We start from the raw sequence: 13199 nt of genomic DNA, 5'->3' as shown, positions 1-13199 counted from the left end.
CGATCCCGGCGATCAGCCGAGGCTTCCCTCCATCTCGAGTTCGATGAGGCGGTTGAGTTCGACCGCGTACTCGATCGGCAGTTCCTCCGTGATCGGCTCGATGAAGCCGGCGACGATCATCTTCTTGGCGTCGTCGTCGTCCAGTCCGCGCGACTGGAGGTAGAAGATGTCCTCGTCGCCGATCTTCCCGACCGTGGCCTCGTGGGCGACGTCGACCTTCGACTCCTCGATCTCCATGTACGGCATGGTGTCCGAGGTGGACTCGTTGTCGAACATCAGCGCGTCGCACTCGACGGCGGTGCTCGAGTTCTCTGCGCCGTCGGCGATGTGGACGAGGCCGCGGTAGTTGGTGCGGCCGCCGTCCTTGGAGATCGACTTCGACTCGATGGTCGACTTGGTCTCGGGGGCGTTGTGGTAGACCTTCGCGCCCGTGTCGATGTCCTGGCCCTCGCCGGCGAAGGCGATGGTGATGTGGGTGTCGGTCGCGCCGCGACCCTTGAGGATCGAGCACGGGTAGAGCATGGTGGCCTTCGAGCCCATGCTGCCGGAGACCCACTCCATCGTGCCGTTCTCCTCGACGATGGCGCGCTTGGTGTTGAGGTTGTAGGTGTTACGCGACCAGTTCTGGACGGTCGAGTACTGGACGTGGGCGTCCTCCTTGACGAAGACCTCGACGCCGCCGGAGTGGAGGTTGAACGCCGAGTACTTGGGCGCCGAGCAGCCCTCGATGTAGTGGACCTCGGAGCCCGGTTCCGCGATGATGAGCGTGTGCTCGAACTGGCCCATTCCCTCGGAGTTCATGCGGAAGTACGCCTGGACGGGCATCTCGACCGTCACGTCCTCGGGGACGTAGACGAACGAGCCGCCGGACCAGACCGCGCCGTGCAGCGCCGCGAACTTGTTGTCGCTCGGCGGCACGCACGTCGTCATGAAGTGTTCTTTGACGATCTCCGGGTGTTTCTGGACCGCCTGGTCCAGGTTCATGAAGATGACGCCCTTCTCCTCCCACTGCTCCTGCATGTTCTGGTAGACGACCTCGGACTCGTACTGGGCGCCGACGCCCGAGAGCGCCTTCTTCTCGGCCTCCGGGATGCCCAGCTTGTCGAAGGTGTCTTTGATCTCGTCTGGGAGGTTCTCCCAGTCGTCGGTCCCCTCGCGGGCCTCGACGTCGGGTCGGATGTAGGGAACGATCTTGTCGACGTCGACCTCGGAGAGGTCCGGCTGTCCGGGCCAGTCGGTCGGCATCGGCATCTCCTGGAACAGCCGCAGCGCGCGGAGACGCCGCTCGAGCATCCACTCGGGTTCGTCCTTGTCCTCCGAGATGAGCCTGATCGTCTCCTCGTTCAGGCCCTTCTCGGCGGCGAGCGCGGCTTTGTGTTCGTTCTTGAACTCGAAGCGCTCTTCGGTGTCGGTCGTTTTTAGGTGGTCTTGTTCGGAACTCATGGTTTGTTTATGGTGTTGGTTACGTCTCTGGCTTCATTACGGTTTGCCTAGCCAGATCCGGTTACGCGGTCTCGTAGACCTCCTCGCGGATCCAGTCGTAGCCCTTGTCCTCGAGTTCCTCCGCCAGCGAGGCGTCGCCGCTCTTGACGACCTGCCCGTCGAGCATGATGTGGACGTGGTCCGGCTCGACGTAGTCGAGGATGCGCTGGTAGTGGGTAATCTGGAGGATTCCGGTGCCGACGTTGTCGCGCAGGGCGTTGATGCCCGTCGAGACGTCCTGCAGTCGGTCGATGTCCAGCCCGGAGTCGATCTCGTCGAGGACGGCGATCGAGGGCTCGAGGATGGCGGCCTGCAGCACTTCGTTCTGCTTCTTCTCGCCGCCGGAGAAGCCGGCGTTGAGGTAGCGCTGGGCGAACTTCTCGTCCATGTCCAGCTGTTCCATCTTCTCCGACAGGAGCTGCTGGAACTCGGCGACGCCGACCTCTCCCTCGTCGACGTCCCCTTCCATCGGCGAGGTCTCGTAGCCGGCGTCCTCCGCTTCTTCCTCGTCGTCCTCGTCCTCCTCGAAGAGTTCCTCGCGCTCTTCGATCTTCGCGTTGAGCGCGGTTCGGAGGAAGTTCGTCATCGTGACCCCCTCGATCTCAGCCGGGTACTGGAAGCCGAGGAAGATGCCGAGGGCGGCGCGCTCGTTGGGCTCGAGGTCGAGGATGTCCCAGGTGCGCTTGTCCTCCGGGATGTCGATCTCGTCGCCGAACTCGCCCTCCTCGAGGTGGAGGAGGACTTCGCCTTCGGTGACCTCGTAGGCGGGGTGGCCGGCGACGATCTTCGCGGTCGTCGACTTGCCCGAGCCGTTCGGGCCCATCAGCGCGTGGATCTCGCCGGACTCGACCTCGAGGTCGACCCCGCGCAGGATCTGTTCGTCGCCCTCCGCCACCTTCGCGTGCAGGTTTTTGAGTTGGAGTCGTGCCATAGAGACGATTACCTCTGTCGTGTAAACCGAGGGTCGTATGACTGATAACGGTTTCGTATCCGATTGGATCCGTTGCCGGAAACGGAAGAAAATTTTTTGATGGGAGAACCGCCGGCGAGTGTCGAGATCGACCCGAGTCGCGTTCGATCGTCGTCCGAGCGGTTACATAAAACTGTCCAGCCCGGTCTGTTGTTGGCCCGACTTGACCTCCTCCCAGGAGATGTCGAGTGCCTCGAGGATGCGTGAAATCGGTCCCTTGAGCGTCTTCTCGAGCATCTTGTCGTAGTCGACCTCGAACTCCTCGGGGATCTGGTCTTCGTACTCGAAGCAGATGACGTCCGGATCCCGCTTGAACGCGCCGTAGAGCGGATCAGTGCGGGCATCGAATCCCTCGACTTCCTCGACGCGCCGGAAGAACGCCGGGTCGACGCGTTTTAGGTAGAGTCGCTTCGGCTTGCTGCCGCGGTCGAAGTTCGTCCCCAGCAGCAAGTTCGCGTACTTCGCGCCGCGCACGTGGGCGGTATCGGTGTCGTAATCGTCGAGGCGTTTGCCGATGCCGCCCGGGATGGCGATCTCCTCGAGAGACACGTCGCCAGTTCGGACGCTCTCGATGACCTCGTTCACGTACGCCTCGACGCCTTCGACGTCGCCCTCGCGCACGATCATCTCGATGACGCGGTGCTGGACCTCCTTCGTGATCGGCGCGATGTCCGAGCGCTTGTACTCGAAGCCGGTAATGTCGACGTCGTCGACGTCCGCGCCCTCCTTCCAGACGATGTGGCCGGCGTACCGTTTCTTCGTCCCGGCCTGGAAAAACCGCCGGTAGAGCTTCTCGAACTCGATCTGGAACCGGTGTTCCTCTGCGTTCAGTTCTTCGCGCGCGAAGTCGTCGTACCGGCCGTTGATGTACTCCTCGATCTCGAAGGACTGCTCGAGGGCCTCGTCCTTCGAGACGTCGGGGCCCAGCTCGAGCATGACCGAGTCCGTGTCGCCGTAGGCCACCCGGTAGTCGAGTTCGTTCGCAGCGGTCTCGGTGAACTCGATCACCTCGCGACCGGTCGCGGTGATCGCGGCGGCGGCTTCCTTGTCGTAGAGGCGGAACCGCTCCCACCCCGAGACGCCGTACAGCGAATTCATGATGACCTTGACCGCACCCTGCTGGCGGTCGTACTGCTCGTACTCGGGCGTGCCCGGTTCGTGCTCGTTGCGCAGCGATTTCTTCTCCTCGCGCTCGGCGAGCAGTTCCTTGATCATCTCCCGCATCACGCCGTCGGGTTCCTGTCGGAAGTGCGTCCCCGAGGGGGCGACGTGGGTGTCGCCGTCGTACGCCTCGGGATCGACCTTCGTCTCGGGCGACGCGTTGATCGTCACCATGCACATCGGGTACAGGCTCTTCAGGTCGAGCACGGTGACGTTCTCGCGCACGCCCGTGATCGGGTCGAAGACGGCGCCGCCCTCGTACTCCTCGCCGGCCTCCTGCTGACCCTTCGAGGGCAGCGCGAACCGGCCGTGTGCCTCGTGCAGGACGTACATGTCGACCGCGTCGCCGGGCGTCGGGGCGTCTTCGAGTTTACAGCCGACGAACGAGCGCACCTCGTTCCAGAAGGCGACGATCTCCTGCTGGCGATTGAGTTCGACGCAGAGTTCGACGTCGCGCAGGTTGTACTCGAGCAGACGGGTGGGGTCGCCCTCCCAGAGGTCGCCGATCTTACCGGGGTATCGCTCCTTCCCGACGCCCAATTCGGCCTCGCCGACGGCGTCGAGGCGGTAGGAGTCGAGTTCGGAGAAGACCATCCGCTGGTAGGCGTAGAGCAGGTCGAAGACGACGCGTCCTTTGACGTCCGGGCCGCCCCACCCGCTGCGCCAAACTTCGTTCACGCGCGAGAGGCGGTCCGGGGTTAGATCGTAGTCGTGGTGGGGGCCGTCGAGCACCTCGAGTCGGTCGAGGAAGTAGGGGGCGTCGAAGTCCTCGAAGTTCCAGCCCGTGAGGACGTCCGGATCGGTCTCATCGACGTAATCGAGGAACGCCTCGAGCATCGCCTCCTCGTCCGCGTAGCTGCGAACCTCGTGGTCGAGTTCGTCCTCGATGGGGTCGTAGTCGGTGATCTCGGTCGGCACCTCGCCGTCGCCGATCGGCGCCTCGTAGAGCCACATGACGTACTCGTCGCGGTAGGAGTCGTGGCTGGTGAGACAGACGATCGGCTCCTCGCCATCCTCGGGGAAGCCCGATCGGTCGTCCACCTCGATGTCGAAGGTGAGCACGCGTGGCTCGGCGTCGACGTCGACGGCGTCGATTTCGTCGTGGGGGACGACGATCGAGTCGTCCTCGGCGCGACGCTCGGGCACGCGGATACCGCTCCGGACGTCCTTGTCGATGAGAAATCGGTTCGGAAACAGGATGTCGGCCTCGTAGTGTTCGAAGTCGTCGCGCACCTGGCCGACGTCCCGGGGCGTCTGGCCGAAGATCTTCGTCAGCTTCTCGCCGCGGATGCTCTCGTACGGGTCGCCGTTCTCGTCGACCTCCTCGCTGCCGGTGAGGCGCTCGTACTGCCGTTCGGGCGGGCGCTCGAGCGACTCGGTCGGCGCGTAGAAGTACGGCCGAAAGCCGACCACCTGAACGTGCTCGAGGTCGCCGTCGGGGGTCCGCCCAAAGACGTGCATGATCGGCTGCTCGTCGTCGCCGTACCCCGCGACGGTGTAGTCCACCTGCATCACGGCGAGGTCGAGTTCGCCCGTCGCCTCCGGGAGCGTCTCCTCGAGAACGTCGATCACGTCGGCGGCGCTCGAGCCGCCGTTGCCGGCGACGTGGGCCGCCTCCTCGTCCGGCCGTTCCTCGTCGTCTACGAACTGCTCGAAGCTGCTCTGCCCCGCCTCGGTCATGGTATCGGCTTTGGAAGGCACCGGATAAAAACCCTCACAAACGGCCGTCCGCTGACGCCGTCCGACGGATGAATCGGCCCGCGATGCGCCGTCGAGAGGCTGAACGACCCCGTTCCCCCGCTACTCGGACCGTCCGGTCTGGTTTCGATCGGGGATCGATCCGCCGCCGACGCACCCGACACGATATTGCGCGGGCAAAAAGACATTTAACTTGGTAACACATAGCATAGAGACAGGTGATCGACGTGTCCACCCGCATGAACGACGATATGACGGACGACAGCGACTCCGATTCCGGAGAACCGGAGGGTACCGCGACGATCGAATCCTACGAGACGGACGACGGCGTCGTCTTCTACGACGCCGAGAACCCGCTCGCCTGGGTGGAGACCACCCGCCCGCTCTCGCTCGAGGAGGTCGCCTGATCTGCGACCCGCGGCCGCCGTCCGCAACAGAATCGAAGCCGGCCCGTACTGACGACGACGACGACCGGCGATGCACCCGCGGCGCACCCGGAGCACACCCGCGATCGAGACCGAAACGCGAACGCGAATTCTTTTCAAACCGCTCCCCCACGGTACACCCGTGGATTTCGAGCCGAGCGAGCACGAACCGGAGGAGTACGATCCCGAAGCGGAGCTCAGGGATCCCGAATCCGGGACGCTGACGATTCCGGAGGTCTCGACCAGCGAGTCCGACGCGTCACCGGAGGTTATCAAGGCGTTCTGGGGGACGGTGCTGGCGGTCAACGGTGCGCTACTCGGCCTCTCCGTCGGCCTGCTTCTGGTGATCTTCCGCGGCGATCTCCGGCGCGGCGGACTCCTCCTCGTCGGCGGACTCCTCCTCGTCGGCTTCGCCTACCGCCGGTACCGTTCGTATCGGCTCGAGCGATCGGACGACGATTCCAAGCCCGAACCCGAACCCGGCACGGACGCCGAATCGGAGCCTGCACCCGACGACGCGGAACGCGCGGCCGACGACGTTGACCGAGCCCAGGCCGAAACTGATTCGGACGTCGTGACCGAAGAGGGCCCACCCGAGGAGTTCGACTGAACCAATGAAAACGGTCAGAGACGACGACGGTACCCGGTACCTGCTTCTGAAGCGCTCCACGAGCGCGAGCCTCGTCCGGGATCCGAAAACCGGGAACGAGTGTTACATCCGTAACGACCGCCTCGAGGCCGCCGAAGACGAGTCGGCACTCGAGACTGCCGCGCGCGCCGTCGGCGAGCCGGTCCGGACGCTGCTGTCGAACGTCCACGACGAGCGCACGCTGGGGTTGCTGGTCGAACTCGACGAGCGCGGGCCGCTCCCCGTCCGCACGCTGATGACCGCCTACGACTTCTGCGAGAGCGACCTCCACGGTCGCCTGGCCGTCCTCTCGGCCGCCGACCTCCTCAAGGAAGTCGACGTCGCCGGCGGGCGCGGCTACGGGCTCACCGAGACGGCGCTCGAGGCGCTCGAAGTGGTTCGAACGTCAGGATCCGCCGACCGAGATCCCGGTGACGGGGACGCGGACGCGGACGCCGAACCGACCGACGCCGACGCGGACGCCGAAACCGAATCCGAATCCGCGTCCGACGTCGACGTCGAATCCGACGACGGCGCGGCCGAACCCGCCGACGAAACCGAGAAAGGGGGTTCGACCCGGGGCGAGAACCCGGGTGGCGAACAGGGAGAAACGACCTGATCAATCCGAGGCGAGCAGCGCCATCTCGGGCGGTTCGCCCCGCTCGAGTTCCGAGCGGTTCGAGGTGGCGTCCTTTTCGACCCTGACGAGTTCGTCGGCCGCGCCGACGAGTTCCTCGTCGTGGCTGACGACGACGATCTGTTCGACGCCGAGGCGCCGCATCGACTCGACGAGCGAGACGAGCTGGGTGACGTGCCCCGAGTCGAGGAAGACCGTCGGCTCGTCGAGGATCAGCGGCGGCATCGGGGCGGTCCCCTCGACGCCCTCCGCGAGCAGCCGGTAGATCGCACACCGGAGGCTCAAGTTGAACAACGCGCGCTCGCCGCCCGACAACTGTTCGGGCTCTAAGGGCTCGCCGTCCTTCTGGTAGACCGTCAGCCGGTACTCGCCGTCGAGGTCGATCCCCGCGTACGAGTCGTTCTGGTAGACGAGGTCGAACGTCTCGTTCAGCAGCCGCTCGAGCGTCTCGACGTTTCGCTGGCGAAGCTCGGCGCGCAGCTCCCCGTAGGTCGTCTGGAGCGTCTCGGCCTCGTCGTACAGCGATTCGAGGTCCGAACACCGCTCCTCGACCGTTTCGAGGCGGTCACGAAGCTCCTCGAGCTCCTCGAGTTCGTTCTCGACGGCGCCGATGGCGTTCTGGACCCCGTCGCGGCTCTCGCGGAGCTCCGCGAGCTTTTCGCCGACCTGCTCGAGGTAGGTTTCCGCCCGTTCCCTCTCGGCTTTCGCGCGCTCGACGCTGCGCTCGTCGAACTCGTCCTCGAGTTCGCGCTTTCGCTCGCGTTTCTCCGAGAGGCGGGTTCGACGCTCCTCGTTCAGTTCCCGCTTGTTCCGGCGTTTCTCGCGAAGGCCCTCGATCTCGGTCTCCAGGGAATCGATGCGGTGGCCAAGGTCGGCTGCCGTCCGCACCGTCTCGAGCGTCGACTTCAGTTCGCTCCGCTCGCCGTTTATCCGGCCGAGTTCGGCCCGCTTCTCCTCGATCTCGTCCTCGAGGCCGTCGGCCGTCTCGCGCTTCTCGGCGGCCTCGGCGTCGAGTTCGTCGGCCCGCTCGCGCAGCTCCTCGCGCTGCTCGCGCCGTTCGGTCAGCGCGTCGCGCTTCTCGCGCAGAAGTTGCTCGACGTTCTTCCGGTTACCTTCGAGTCGCTCGACCCGGCGCTCGGCCTCCCGGAGGTCCTCGGCGCGGTCGATGCGCTCGGCGAGGTCGTCGAGTTCGGCCTCGAGTTCGTCGCGCTCGTCCACGAGTTCCTCGAGTTCTGCGCGCCGTTCGTCCAGCACGTCGACGTGGGGGGAGTCCTCGACGGGCTGGCCGCACTCGGGACACTTGCCCGCCTCGAGCAACTCCTCGCCCTCCTCGACCGCGGCCGTCGTCGCCTCGATCTTCGCGCGGACCTCCGAGAGCGACTCGCGAACCCCCTCCCGCGTATCGGCGAGTTCCTGCCGGAGGGAGTCGGCCTCGCCGAACGCCACGGGGGCGTCCTCGAACCTAGCCTTCGCCTCCTCGATCTCTTCGTCGAGTTCGGAGAGCGTCTCCTCGCGCTCTTCGATGGTCGCCTCGTCGTCCTCGAGGCGCGCCTCGAGGTCGTCGGCGTTCGTCCGGGCCTCCTCGGCCTCTGCCTCGAGTTCGTCGGCCCGCTCGCGCAGTCGGTTCAGCTCTTCCGTGCGGCTGGTGATGGCGACCCGCACGTCCTCCAGCCGATCACGGAGGCCCTCGTCGTCGGCCTCGAGCGACTCGATCCGCTCGCCGAGCGATTCCTCGTCCCCGTCGACGTCCTCGAGGAGGTCGGCGCGCTCCTCGACGGCCTCCTCCCGTTCGGTCTCGAGGTCGCGGATCTCCGACTTCAGCTCCTCGCGCTCGGAGCGCGTCTCGGCGATGGTCGACCGGAGCTCCTCGATCCCCGCCTCGAGATCCTCGATCTCCTCGCGGGTCTCCTCGTGGCGTTCGAGGACCTCGCGGGCGTTCTCGAGCGTCCCCTCCGCGTCGCGCTCGTTCGCTTCGAACCGGTCGATCTCCTCGATCAGCTCCGAGCGGCGGGACTCGAGTCCGTTGAGGCGCTCGTGGAGGTTCTTCGCCTCCTTGGTCTCGATCTGCTCGGCGATGCCCGTCCCCCGCCCGCGCACCTCGCTCAGGACGTCCTTGACGCCGAGTCGGGCGTCGGCGGCCCGCTCGCGGTACTCCTCGAGCGCGCCGAGTTGCAGGAGGTCGTCGATCACGTCCTGACGGTCGCTGGGGGAGGCGTGGATGAGCTTGTTCACCTCCCCCTGGCGGACGTACGCGCAGTTGACGAACGCCTCGGCGTCCATCCGCAGGAGCGTCGCGATCTCACCGCGGACGTCGCGGGCGCCTTCGATCGTGCCGTCGGGCGTCTCGAGGACGCACTTCGTGGTCGCCGCGCGGTCGCCCCGCAGTTTGAGTCGCCGTTCGACCCGGTAGGCCGATCCGTCGTGGGTGAACCACAGTTCGACCTCGCTCTCCTCCTCGCCGGTCGTGATCACGTCGTCGAGCGTCCGGTCGTCGAGCGCCTTCGAGCCGTAGAGGGCGAAGAAGACGGCCTCGAGCAGCGTCGACTTGCCGGAGCCGTTGACGCCGTGGACGACGGTCACGCCCCGCTCGAGGTCGAGGTCGGCGTCGTCGTAGCACTTGAAGTTCCGGAGCCGGATGCGGTCGACCCTCACGCGAAATCACCCAGCGAGACGTGCTCGCCGTCCCCGTCGTCGTCCGGTTCTTCGGTCGACTCGTCAGGGTCGGGCGTCTCCGCCGCCTCCTCCGCTGTCGACGCCTCGGTCGAGTCCGTCGACTCCGTCGCGTCCGCCTCGTCCGGCGCCGACGCATCTAACGCCGACGCATCCGCCGAATCCGCCGAATCCGACGAATCCGACGAATCCGACGAATCGGCCGTTTCCGTCGAATCCGACGAGCCGGTCGTCTCCGAATCGGCCTCGACGGGCTCCGCGCTCGAGTCGACCGGTTCGGTCGCTGATCCGATCTCGTCCTCGAGGTCGCCGTCGCCAGTCTCGGCGTCCTCGTCCACCTCGGCCCCCTCGAGGCGTTCCGCGAGGTCGTCGGGTCCGTCGCCGCCACCGAGCGCGTCGGCCACCGTCGTCACCTCGTCGGGATCCCTGTCCGGAGCCGGTTCGAACGCGGTGCGGTCGGCCTCGAGCAGTTCGCGGACGCGGCGTTCGACGGTCTCGCGGACGTTCGCATCGACGACCTCGTCGTCCCGGACGACGCGGTCGATGTGGCGGGCCGCGCCGCTCAGTCCCAGTTCGCGAACCCGCTCGCGGACCGCGTCGTCCGGGTCGGCGAAGCTGACCGACACCTCGTCGTCCTCCTCCGGGATGTCCCGGCGATCGTTGACCCGGGCGACGAGGGCCCCGCGGTCGACGGCCAGTTCCTCGATCGCCGCCGGCGCGATCGGCTTCCCGTCGCCCTCGACCGTCACGACGACGACCGCGTCCTCGAGGTCGTACTCGCGGACGCGCTCCTGGACGCGGTCGATCCCCTCGCCCGGTTCGAGGTCGACGTCGACGAAGACGAACTCGCGGGTGGACTCGAGGGCGCGGCGGGTGATCGCGACGTCGCCCTCGTCGAACGTCACGAGGTTGTACCCGCGGGCTTCGCGCTCGCTCGCGCTCGTCCGTTCGGTCGAACCGCAGTAGGTGACCCAGGTATCGAGCACCTCGGCCGTGTCGGGTTTGTGGTTGTCGCCGAGGAGGACCGCGTCGAAGTCGACGGTCGACTCGGAGAGGAGTTCCTCGGTGTCCCAGTCGGCGTGGGCGAACGGTTCGAACAGGCCGTGGGTGACGAGGACGGCGTGTTCGGCGTCGTCCGGAACCGGCGCGAAGTCGTACTCGAGGTGTTCGCGGCGCGACCGGGGGACGAAGTCGAGGCCGTAGAAGGCGACGTCCCCGAGGAGGTGGGGGCGGTCGTCGAGGCGGATCGCGAGACCGAGGTCGGCGAAGAGGTCGAGCCACTGGGCGTCGCGCTTTCCCTCGTGGTTGCCGACCACCGCGAGGAATGGAACGTCGGCGTCGGCGAGCGTCCGGAGGACGTCGACGGTCCCCTGAAGGTCGATCAGGCCGGGCCGGCGGTCGTGGAACAGGTCGCCGGCGTGGATCACGGCGTCGACGTCGTCGTCGACGGCGTCCTCGACGACCTCGCGGAACGCCTCGAGGAAGTCCCGTCGTCGCTCGGGCGCGTTGTACTGCTGGTACCCGATGTGGGTGTCGCCCGTGTGTATCACCCGCGTCATCTGCCTCCGGCTTGGAGAGCCGGGGCTAAAGGGGTTGCGCGACTGGAGTGAAAGTGAAACGAACGGATCGGCGAACGGGAGGGTCCGGATCGCGACCGTGAAACGGCGGGACGTGCGGGTCTACGCGTCGATGTCGAGCGAGTAGAGGCGTTTGCGGGCGTCGGAGAAAGAAAAGCGAGATCGGATGACGTTCTCCTCGTCGAGACGGTTCAGCGCGTACCTGACCGTTCGGGCCGGGAGCAGCGTCTCCTCGGCGATCTGTTGCTGGGTCATCGTGTCGTTGTACTCGAGGACCTTCGCGACGAGTTTCGCACTCGGCGGGAGGTCGCGCACGTCCTCCCACGTTCCCCTCGGCTCTGCCTCCTGACGCAACGTCTCTGAAGCACTCATCACTCCACCGTACCGAATACAGGCTAATAATATTTTCTGTTTCGAATAATGCATCGCGGTAATTGTCCGTCGGGGGGTGCACCGACCCGAAGCCTCTTATGAACCAACACCCAAAGAACGGGTGATGAGTGACACTGTGGACGACGTCGACCTCCCCTACGACGAGGACGAGGCGTCCCAACAGGAGAAAATACGCGCACTCGAGGACCGACTGGAAATCCTCGAGGCCCAGAACGAGGAGATGCGGGACAAGCTCCTCGACGCGAACGCCGAGAACAACAAGTACCAGCAGAAACTCGAGCGGCTGACCCACGAGAACAAGAAGCTCAAGCAGTCGCCGCTGTTCGTCGCGACGGTCCAGGAGATCACCGACGAGGGCGTGATCATCAAACAACACGGCAACAACCAGGAGGCGCTCACCGAGGTCACAGACGAGATGCGCGAGGACCTCGAGCCCGACGCCCGCGTCGCCGTCAACAACTCGCTATCTATCGTCAAGACGCTCTCGAGCGAGACGGACGTGCGCGCCCGCGTGATGGAAGTGACCGAGAGTCCGAGCGTCAGTTACGAGGACATCGGCGGCCTCGAGGAGCAGCTTCAGGAGGTCCGAGAAACCGTCGAGATGCCCCTCGACCGGCCCGAGATGTTCGACGAGGTGGGCATCGAGCCGCCGTCGGGCGTCCTGCTCTACGGCCCGCCGGGGACGGGCAAGACGATGCTCGCCAAAGCGGTCGCAAACCAGACCGACGCCACGTTCATCAAGATGGCCGGCTCCGAACTCGTCCACAAGTTCATCGGCGAGGGCGCGAAGCTGGTCCGCGACCTGTTCAAGGTCGCTCGCCAGCACGAGCCGGCGGTCATCTTCATCGACGAGATCGACGCCATCGCCGCCAAGCGAACCGAGTCCAAGACCTCCGGCGACGCCGAGGTCCAGCGGACGATGATGCAGTTGCTCTCCGAGATGGACGGCTTCGAAGACCGCGGCGAGATTCGCATCATCGCCGCGACCAACCGGTTCGACATGCTCGACCGGGCCATCCTCCGCCCCGGTCGCTTCGACCGGCTCATCGAGGTTCCCAAGCCCGACGAGGAGGGCCGGGAGATCATCTTCCAGATCCACACCCGCAACATGAACGTCGCCGACGACGTGGACTTCGCCGAACTCGCCATCGAGGCCGAGGACGCCTCGGGCGCCGACGTCAAGGCGATCTGCACCGAGGCGGGCATGTTCGCCATCCGCGACGACCGCACGGAGATCCGGATGGAGGACTTCCACAGCGCCTGGGAGAAGGTCAAAGCCGAGAGCGACGAGGCGCCCGAAGTCTCCAAGACGTTCGCGTAACCGGTCCGTTCTTCTCTCTCCCGCTCTCGAGCGAGTTTCGCGGTACCGTTTTCCCGACCGCCGCGCCGACGAGCGACGGCGCTCGCGGGCGACTGGTCGGGTAGCGGAAGTATAGCGGTCGATCGCCTCGAGGGGTTTTACGCTCGCGCGGGTAGTTCGCGATGGGGTAGCGCGGACGGATGGTTCGAAACGGCTTCGGTGCGGGCGCGAGCGATCCGCGCCGGCTTCGACGGTTCG

The 13199-nt window shown here is 66.0% G+C and carries 9 protein-coding genes and 1 pseudogene; 4 read left to right on the top strand and 6 right to left on the bottom strand.

Translation table 11 applies throughout. The features are described 5' to 3' along the window. Positions 1 to 12: 12 nt before the first annotated feature. The 3 genes from sufB to RJT68_RS07975 form a co-directional block, all read right to left on the bottom strand. Positions 13 to 1443, bottom strand: a complete 1431-nt coding sequence (gene sufB / locus RJT68_RS07985) for a Fe-S cluster assembly protein SufB (protein WP_407039834.1) — start codon at positions 1441 to 1443, stop codon at positions 13 to 15. Positions 1444 to 1504: 61 nt separating this feature from the next. Next, positions 1505 to 2413: an ABC transporter ATP-binding protein gene (locus RJT68_RS07980; RefSeq protein ID WP_407039833.1), complete on the bottom strand. Its 909-nt coding sequence runs from the start codon at positions 2411 to 2413 to the stop codon at positions 1505 to 1507. 162 nt (positions 2414 to 2575) lie between these two features. Then, positions 2576 to 5293, bottom strand: coding sequence for a DNA-directed DNA polymerase (locus RJT68_RS07975; protein WP_407039832.1), 2718 nt, complete (start codon positions 5291 to 5293; stop codon positions 2576 to 2578). Positions 5294 to 5550: 257 nt separating this feature from the next. On the opposite strand from RJT68_RS07975, the gene RJT68_RS07970 reads away from it, so the two are divergent. The 3 genes and pseudogenes from RJT68_RS07970 to RJT68_RS07960 form a co-directional block, all read left to right on the top strand. Then, positions 5551 to 5718 carry a DUF7331 family protein gene (locus RJT68_RS07970; protein ID WP_407039831.1) on the top strand — a complete coding sequence of 56 codons (168 nt, stop codon included), beginning with the start codon at positions 5551 to 5553 and terminating at the stop codon, positions 5716 to 5718. Between the two features lie 160 nt (positions 5719 to 5878). Next, positions 5879 to 6346, top strand: a complete 468-nt coding sequence (locus RJT68_RS07965) for a DUF7322 domain-containing protein (RefSeq protein WP_407039830.1) — start codon at positions 5879 to 5881, stop codon at positions 6344 to 6346. Between the two features lie 4 nt (positions 6347 to 6350). After that, positions 6351 to 6809: pseudogene (locus RJT68_RS07960) on the top strand (DUF7346 family protein); the annotation flags it as partial. A 174-nt stretch (positions 6810 to 6983) separates the two neighbouring features. Here RJT68_RS07960 and rad50 read toward each other — a convergent pair. The 3 genes from rad50 to RJT68_RS07945 all read right to left on the bottom strand — a co-directional run bounded on the left by rad50 (position 6984) and on the right by RJT68_RS07945 (position 11620). After that, complete coding sequence (rad50, locus tag RJT68_RS07955) at positions 6984 to 9653, bottom strand: DNA double-strand break repair ATPase Rad50 (protein ID WP_407039829.1); 2670 nt, start codon at positions 9651 to 9653, stop codon at positions 6984 to 6986. Next, the gene (gene mre11 / locus RJT68_RS07950) at positions 9650 to 11230 is read right to left on the bottom strand and encodes a DNA double-strand break repair protein Mre11 (protein ID WP_407039828.1); all 1581 of its coding nucleotides are present in this window, start codon (positions 11228 to 11230) and stop codon (positions 9650 to 9652) included. The genes rad50 and mre11 overlap by 4 nt, the downstream gene beginning before the upstream one ends. A 120-nt stretch (positions 11231 to 11350) precedes the next feature. Further along, complete coding sequence (locus tag RJT68_RS07945; protein WP_407039827.1) at positions 11351 to 11620, bottom strand: MarR family transcriptional regulator; 270 nt, start codon at positions 11618 to 11620, stop codon at positions 11351 to 11353. Between the two features lie 124 nt (positions 11621 to 11744). Between RJT68_RS07945 and pan1 the strand changes: the two genes are divergently transcribed. Continuing rightward, a complete protein-coding gene (gene pan1, locus RJT68_RS07940) occupies positions 11745 to 12962 on the top strand; it encodes a proteasome-activating nucleotidase Pan1 (RefSeq protein ID WP_407039826.1) in 1218 nt (405 codons plus the stop codon). Positions 12963 to 13199: the final 237 nt, after the last annotated feature.

This window comes from Halovalidus salilacus, from assembly GCF_031852275.1.
In the GTDB taxonomy this organism is placed as follows: Archaea; Halobacteriota; Halobacteria; order Halobacteriales; family Natrialbaceae; genus Halovalidus; species Halovalidus salilacus.
Note: the sequence above shows the minus strand (reverse complement) of the source record. Positions and strands in the feature narration are given on the sequence as shown.